We start from the raw sequence: 7,026 nt of genomic DNA on the forward strand, positions 1-7,026 counted from the left end.
TGGTGTGGAGGGCCTGGGTGAGTGCTGATAAGTCTTGTTGACGCTTACTGTCACGGGCTTCTTGCAAGAGCTGAGCGGGATTGAGGGTTATAACGATAGCGGCGACTAAGACGGCGAGGATACCGATGACGATGAGCAGTTCGATAAGGGTGAAGGATTTGGGGCTGGACATACGCATTTCATGGTAAGAATGACCCTAAGAAATCACCTAGTCCGGACACACCATGCCGCCTGGAACGAAGTTTAAGATTGACCCATAAGAAGAGCCAAATTGATTTTGAGCTTTTATTCGAACATACCACGTTGTTGGGTAGAGATTCCCCACTAAAGTAGAAACGCTTGACGACACGTTCCCTGTAACGTTCTGCCCTGCCGTTGAATAACTAAAAAGAGTCGGGGATGTCCCATACTCAAACCACGCTGTTGTTGAAATATTGTGCGGATTTACCGATCCGTACAAAGTTGCGGCAATTGCACAGATGACTGCCGCCGGAAGCGTTTGGACATCGGGCAAAACAGGAGTCATTCCAAACACCGTCGACTGTAACAACGTCAGATTGTTTCCATTTTCATAACGCACTGAATTGGTTCCTCCGTCGGTAGACCCCTGAGGAATGTATTTAGTTGACTCAAGAGGAACGCTCACTTCCCAGATACCATTGGCTTGAGGGGTATAGGCGTAAAAATTATTGCTCGTCGTAGCATTGACCGGATCGGCGGGAAGCGTGGGGAGAAGGGCCCCTCCCGCAATATTGAAATTAACGGGGATCCAGCCGGTACCATCGCTTTTCTGAGGGTTAGTTGAGGAAACACAGCTATACACCCAGCCGGAAGGAAGCGATGGGAGACCCAAGTTTGTACAGGTAGCCGAGGTGTCGGGGATAGAAATGTAGACGGTTGAAGCAGTCCCCAGAGAGATGGGGGGTTGGATAGCCTGCAAGACTCCCATAGCTTTGTTGAGAGCCACGGTGTCCGCAAGACGCTTGGCATCGCGGGCTTGAGCTAAAAGCTGGGTGGGGTTAAGGATCACAACAATGGAGGCGACCAGCACCGCCAAAATACCGACGACAATTAATAACTCAATGAGAGTAAAGGAGGAAATACGACGCATAAGAGGAAGACAAAAGAGACCGAAAAGGATTTCTTTGTTTATTCACTATGCAGTATATCACACGACAAAATATCCCGCGATACTTATCGCAACAATAATCACCGATGCCCATAAAAACGCATAGGCAAATTCCCGCTTCCCCCATATCAACGCATACAAAAATTTCGCGGCAAGATTTGCCGCGTTGGCAATAATAAAACCAATCAAGGCAAACGAAAATGGAATCGCTGCTCCCGCCATACTCGCAAGAACAATAGTAATAGCATCCAATCCGGTGAATGCGGCGATAACAACGCCCACCAAAAATCCGGTCCCGCCAAAAACAAGAAAGAGAAACCGTGCAATAATCCCGACGCAAACCACCAAAAGCGCAAATTTAATTGCGGGGATAAACTCGAATAATTTTTCCTCAACACTTGGCACCGATGGCGCGCCCGGATCCGATAATTCGGCATCGGCTTGATGGGACTGTGCCCCACTCCGATACCAAAACCATGCACCAACGCCAAGTGCCGCCGCCATCACCAGCAACCCCATCGGGAGAACACTTAAAAACCACGCTGCATTAAGCGGTAGAATAATAGCAAGTAATACCTCGGGAAAACTGACCGCGGTAGCAAAAAACGCCGCAGCAAGAAGCGGTCGCATATCTTTTGTACCGAGACTTTTGTGTGCCAACGCCTGCACAATAGCCGTCGAGGACACAAGCCCGCCCGCGATGCTTGCCAGCAGAACCCCCTTGCGCTCTCCCACGAGCTTGCTTAATAAATGGCCGACTAATTCAACGCCGGTAATAAGCACCACCACCAACCACAATTGAAACGGATTGATAATCTGCAGAGAAAGAAGTTGTGTATACCACCCGCCGCGCATTGCCGACAATTCCTGAAATGCAGAAATATTTTCAAGTGAGTACCATTGATTAGGCAAAAAGGGCAGGATCACCAGCGCAACCACCGCAAACATAATCAGAGCATGCATTTCATATGAGGTAATGCCCCGCACCAATTCTTTTGTCCGATCTTTAAGAGAAAGAATAAGAATTAACACAATGGTCAGTGCGACCAATACCTGCATCGGAAAATAATTTGCCACCGCAATAAATCCAACGAGAAAAGTGAATACCGCCGAAAGTTCGGTGGTCATGCCGATCGATTTAATTAAAATACTGCCCATCACATAATAGGCAGCCAGCATCACAAAAAATGTCGCGGCAATCAGCGTTGCAAGCGCGTTGTTGCTCGAAAGCGCCATCACCCCCGCAAACGCTCCCAACAACGCGATCATAGAGAACGTTCTCACGCCGCCGATATTGAGACGCTCAAGTGCCTGCTCCTCACCCGTGCGATCGCGATGTGATTCACGCTCAAGACCAATAACCGCACCCAATCCCAATGCGAGCGCCAATTTTGCAATGATAGCTAATGACATCATATCCGTCCTTGAGAGGAAGCCATGCAGCTATTTTTTCCCTTCGTAAAAATTGATTGCAATGAGCGGAGAGATTGCAATAAGCACCAAAGAAACAATAGCAAAATTTGTCGAAATAGGATTGGCGCGCAAATACAGTGCGGCCATTAAATCATCAACCCGATAGATCAGCGCATATCCCCCCACCACCGCCAATTCAATCAAAACCCACAACAATACCAATGTGATTGCTAAAATAATGCACGCCATTGAAATATCGCCCGTGCGTTTCGACGTAAAACGAACATGCCGATGCGCAAGACTATGACCAGTTTGATGATCTATGTGATGCGTTGAGTGTTCCATACGCTTTTTGAAACAGTATACCACATCCTACCGCGCGTGGGGAATACGCAGGTGCTCATAAGCCAACTCGGTTGCCATGCGCCCCGATGGCGTACGGGTTATAAATCCCATTTTAACTAAATAGGGTTCATAGACCTCTTCTATAACGTCTCGATCATCCCCTAATGCTGACGCCAATGCGTTGACGCCAACCGGACCCCCGGAAAACCGCTCGATGATTGCGCGCAACAAATTCCGATCGTGTTCTTCTAGTCCCTGATCATCAATAGCAAACATATCTAGCACCGCGCGGGCGATAGCCACATCGGCACGTTCAAGGCGCTGAACTTGGCAAAAATCACGAACACGCTTGAGTAAGCGGTTGGCGATACGTGGGGTGAATCGGGATGCATGCGCGACTAAATCAATCGCCTCATCGGCAAGCGCCACATCTAAAATTTTTGCCGACCGCTCGATAATCGCGCGGATATCATCAAGCGAGTAATAATCCAAATGGAACATGCCGCCAAAGCGAGTGCGTAATGGCGACGAAAGCAGATTAACTCGCGTGGTCGCCGCGACCAACGTAAAGCGAGGAAGCGACAAGGACAGCATGCGCGCGCCCGGACCCTTGCCTACCACCACATGTAGAACCCCCGATTCCATGGCTGGGTATAACATCTCCTCAATAGCGCGGTTGATGCGATGTGCTTCGTCAATAAATAAAACATCCCCTTCCTCCAAGGTGGATAGGATGGCGGCCATGTCTCCGGCCTTACTCAGGACCGGACCCGAGGTCACCCGCAAGTGTCCGCCCATCTGACGAGCAACCAATCCAGCCAATGTCGTCTTCCCGAGCCCCGCTGGTCCATAAAAAAGTATATGATCTATCGGTTCTTTGCGTTCTTGTGCCGCCTTCATCATCAACGCCAAGTTCCGTTTAACGCCATCCTGACCAATATAGTCCCCCCATGCTTCGGGACGCAAAGCAGCGTCTAAATAGGCGTCTTCACGCAGATCTTTCTGGGGAGGATTGTTATGCACACGTTTTCCACTTGACATGGTTCTGGATTTGTTTATTATTGGCTACTGCTGACTCTAGCAGAAAATCCGCAGGAAAAAAAGCGGCATCCATGTCGTTTTGCGGGTACTTGACATAATATCATTGATATGCTATACTGCATATCGACACTGGGTTATGCGATCGCCTAATCCTGTGGACACACGTTCAGGAATTTTTCTATGCCCATGGACGTCCAGGTTTCGGCTCGGACACTCCTCTGAAAGATTCTATAAATCTTTGCGTGACGCTAAAGATTTTACTTCCACACAGTTGTCCACAGAATTAGGCGATTTCTTTTTGCAAGAACCGCCGACCACACAAAACGTCCCGATATATATCGGGACGTTTTGTGTTTCCTCGCCGCAGATAACTGTTTCTGACGATCGTCAGAAACAGTTATCTTTTTTACGTTATCGTGCAACCGGAACGGTGAGCGGGGCTCCCTTCGCATACGGCTGCTCAACCGTACGATCGAAACAATAATGACCGATCGGATGTTCCCATGTCGGTGCCTCGGGATTTGAATATGGATCGCTCTCTCCCAGCGTGCTCCGGACAAAATCCGCACAGAGCTGATACGAGGTACTCGCGGTTTTTTCGTATCCGATTGATCCAGCCGATGCAAAGAACGCCAACGGATCGCTTTTAACGTCAGCGAGCGTTGCGGGAAGTTGGTCGTGTCGACTATAAAAATCTCGTACTGCACTGTCGGTTTGTTGCGCCCACGAAAGCGTTTGCTCATCCGCCCGCTTGTCGCGCGCAACCACCGGAGAGTCAACCACCAGAAACGCCGCGCCAAAAACAAGAGCCACCACCCCTATCGCAATGCCTCCCATTGCTTTATTTTCACGCTTCCCCGCTCCCGTGGTTGGTGAACGGCGGATCTCCCAAAAATAATATCCGAATATCGCACCGGCGATCAGCAGAATAACCAACGCCTTGAGCGCAAACCGCCACACAATATCACCATTAAGGACATTGACCATTAAAGCGATTAAATCACCAATAATGGTGCCAGCCGCAATAAAAAGAATAATATAGGTAATCCATTTACGCACCCGCGACATTTCATCAATCGCCCCACTCCGCAGATAGGCATGGACAAGATGGCCGACGATAAAATATACCGGTGCGGCGACGACAAGCGATGCGACGCCGTATACCGCCACACCCTGGCTGACCAACGCACCATAGGCTCCGCTCAAAGTATCAGAAAAATATTTATTAATGATCTGGAAAAGGATCGCGCCCACACCGCTGGCCACAAAGCCCAGCGATAAGAACCAGACCAGATATAAAAAGAAGTGCAGAGCTGGATTTTTTCGCTCCGATCCCGCAGGAGATTCGTGCAACGTCGTCGACTCCTGTTTATATTGAGTGTTGTTGTCTGTCATAGTACTATTGAGTATACCACACCTTCTATGAAGACGCGCCGCCTCGCGATAGCTTACAACATACGAAGCGCACATAACGTGGGCTCTTTATTCCGTACCGCCGACGCGGCTGGCATTGACACGCTCTATCTATGCGGCATCACCCCCGCACCCATTGATCGGTTCGGACGCACGCAGAAAGATATCGTCAAAACCGCCCTGGGTGCCGAACGGTTTGTCGCATGGGAAAAAATCGGATCATCGCCGACGCCAGCCGCCACCCTATCGCTGATAAAAAAATTGTGCAAAGAAAAATTTTTCATCGTTGCCGTTGAGCAATCGGAAAAATCAATCCCCTATACACGCATACGCACTGCGGCGCGGGTTGCGCGCAGAAAAAATATTGCACTGATTGTCGGCGATGAGGTCCGCGGATTGCCTGCGTCGATTTTAAACGCCGCTGATTGCATCGCCGAAATTCCGATGTATGGCAAAAAAGAATCACTCAACGTTGCCGTGGCGTTTGGTATTGCGGCATTTGCTCTTTAGAGGAAACCAACAACAAACAACTTACAACCGACGGCAAAGATAGAAGAGATGCCCCGATCTTGTTGCTGGTCGTTTCTTATTTCGTTGCGTTATATAACGATCGAATTTCGCCAGGAGACAAGGCCCTATTATAAACACGAACATCATCTAGGTATCCTTTGTGGGGATACGCCAATCCAGAATCATTGCCGATGGTAAGATTGTCTGTGTTGGTGATAATGGCACCCGTCGCGCTCTGTTGTGCTACCAAACTTCCGTCCACGTATATACTTGTCTTTGATCCGTCCCGCGTTATCGCAACAAAATACCATTGATTAAAATCTAATGTATAAGACGGCGTTAAAAGATTTGCCGGAGACACGCCCTGCAATTCAACTCCCACGCCAAACTTTGGCGGACTATACATAGGATAGAACACATATCCCGCGCGACCAGCATTGTAATTCCCCTTACTTATAAACGTGCCCACGATGCTCTGACTAGTAAGCATGGCCCATGTGGCCAAAGTAAGAGAGCTGGTTATATTAACAGCGGAGCCATTACCAGCAGAGACATAGTTAGTTGTCCCATTGAACACAAGCGCCTTGCCAACCTTTCCGTTTATCCACGCGGGCGGACCATAAATAGTCCCCGTGTTATTGTTCCCACTTGAGTCAAGCGCCACCGTCCCGGTCCCCTCATCAAAGTTCCAATATCCCACTAACCCTGAGGTATTGTAGAGGGGAGAAAGAGCTTGGTTAGAACCATACGAAAGAACACCAGGAAGGTTGGGTTTAGAAAGAGAGGGATTACTACGGTATTTAGTTGATTCCAGGATACCATTGAGTTCAAATGATCCGCCACTCACATAGGTATAGAAAAGATTAGAGGAAGAAGCATTGATGGGGTCAGTGGGGAGGGAGGAAAGAGAGACGACTCCCGTAGTCTTGAAGTTAACCGGGATCCAGCCAGTCCCATTGGTATTTTGGAGAGAAGAGGTCGCCACACAGTAATACTGCCATCCTGCAGGGAGAGAAGGAAGATTCCAGTTAGCACAGGTGGTGGTTGCGTCAGGTAGAGAGGTATAGACCAGAGAAGAGGTTCCCATAAAGAGAGACTGATCTAAGGTGGTGATGGTGTTTAACGCCTGGTTGAGTGCTGATAAGTCTTGTTGACGCTTACTGTCACGGGCTTGG

Annotated in this window: 7 protein-coding genes; 1 reads left to right on the top strand and 6 read right to left on the bottom strand. The window is 49.0% G+C overall.

Annotated elements, in window-relative coordinates; genetic code table 11:
• Positions 1-208: 208 nt before the first annotated feature.
• The 5 genes from WC734_06365 to WC734_06385 all read right to left on the bottom strand — a co-directional run bounded on the left by WC734_06365 (position 209) and on the right by WC734_06385 (position 5,323).
• Complete coding sequence (locus tag WC734_06365) at positions 209-1,111, bottom strand: prepilin-type N-terminal cleavage/methylation domain-containing protein (protein ID MFA6198740.1); 903 nt, start codon at positions 1,109-1,111, stop codon at positions 209-211.
• 57 nt (positions 1,112-1,168) lie between these two features.
• Complete coding sequence (locus tag WC734_06370; protein MFA6198741.1) at positions 1,169-2,545, bottom strand: DUF4010 domain-containing protein; 1,377 nt, start codon at positions 2,543-2,545, stop codon at positions 1,169-1,171.
• 27 nt (positions 2,546-2,572) lie between these two features.
• The gene (locus WC734_06375) at positions 2,573-2,887 is read right to left on the bottom strand and encodes a hypothetical protein (GenBank protein ID MFA6198742.1); all 315 of its coding nucleotides are present in this window, start codon (positions 2,885-2,887) and stop codon (positions 2,573-2,575) included.
• 27 nt (positions 2,888-2,914) lie between these two features.
• Positions 2,915-3,928 (bottom strand): Holliday junction branch migration DNA helicase RuvB, encoded by a 1,014-nt coding sequence (gene ruvB, locus WC734_06380; GenBank protein ID MFA6198743.1) that lies wholly within the window; start codon positions 3,926-3,928, stop codon positions 2,915-2,917.
• A 411-nt stretch (positions 3,929-4,339) separates the two neighbouring features.
• Complete coding sequence (locus tag WC734_06385; GenBank protein ID MFA6198744.1) at positions 4,340-5,323, bottom strand: DUF5671 domain-containing protein; 984 nt, start codon at positions 5,321-5,323, stop codon at positions 4,340-4,342.
• A 27-nt stretch (positions 5,324-5,350) separates the two neighbouring features.
• On the opposite strand from WC734_06385, the gene WC734_06390 reads away from it, so the two are divergent.
• Positions 5,351-5,851 (top strand): TrmH family RNA methyltransferase, encoded by a 501-nt coding sequence (locus WC734_06390; protein MFA6198745.1) that lies wholly within the window; start codon positions 5,351-5,353, stop codon positions 5,849-5,851.
• A 76-nt stretch (positions 5,852-5,927) separates the two neighbouring features.
• Here WC734_06390 and WC734_06395 read toward each other — a convergent pair.
• On the bottom strand, positions 5,928-7,026 hold a 1,099-nt coding region (locus WC734_06395; GenBank protein MFA6198746.1), incomplete at its 5' end, for a LamG domain-containing protein.

The organism is Patescibacteria group bacterium (assembly GCA_041661625.1).
In the GTDB taxonomy this organism is placed as follows: Bacteria; Patescibacteriota; Patescibacteriia; order JAHIZJ01; family JAHIZJ01; genus JBAZUB01.

Excerpts from the sequence above, each read along its gene's own strand:
- WC734_06385 (MFA6198744.1), bottom strand. The coding sequence starts at position 5,323 with ATGACAGACAACAACACTCAATATAAACAGGAGTCGACGACGTTGCAC.
- WC734_06390 (MFA6198745.1), top strand. The coding sequence starts at position 5,351 with ATGAAGACGCGCCGCCTCGCGATAGCTTACAACATACGAAGCGCACAT.
- WC734_06365 (MFA6198740.1), bottom strand. The coding sequence starts at position 1,111 with ATGCGTCGTATTTCCTCCTTTACTCTCATTGAGTTATTAATTGTCGTC.
- ruvB (MFA6198743.1), bottom strand. The coding sequence starts at position 3,928 with ATGTCAAGTGGAAAACGTGTGCATAACAATCCTCCCCAGAAAGATCTG.
- WC734_06370 (MFA6198741.1), bottom strand. The coding sequence starts at position 2,545 with ATGATGTCATTAGCTATCATTGCAAAATTGGCGCTCGCATTGGGATTG.
- WC734_06375 (MFA6198742.1), bottom strand. The coding sequence starts at position 2,887 with ATGGAACACTCAACGCATCACATAGATCATCAAACTGGTCATAGTCTT.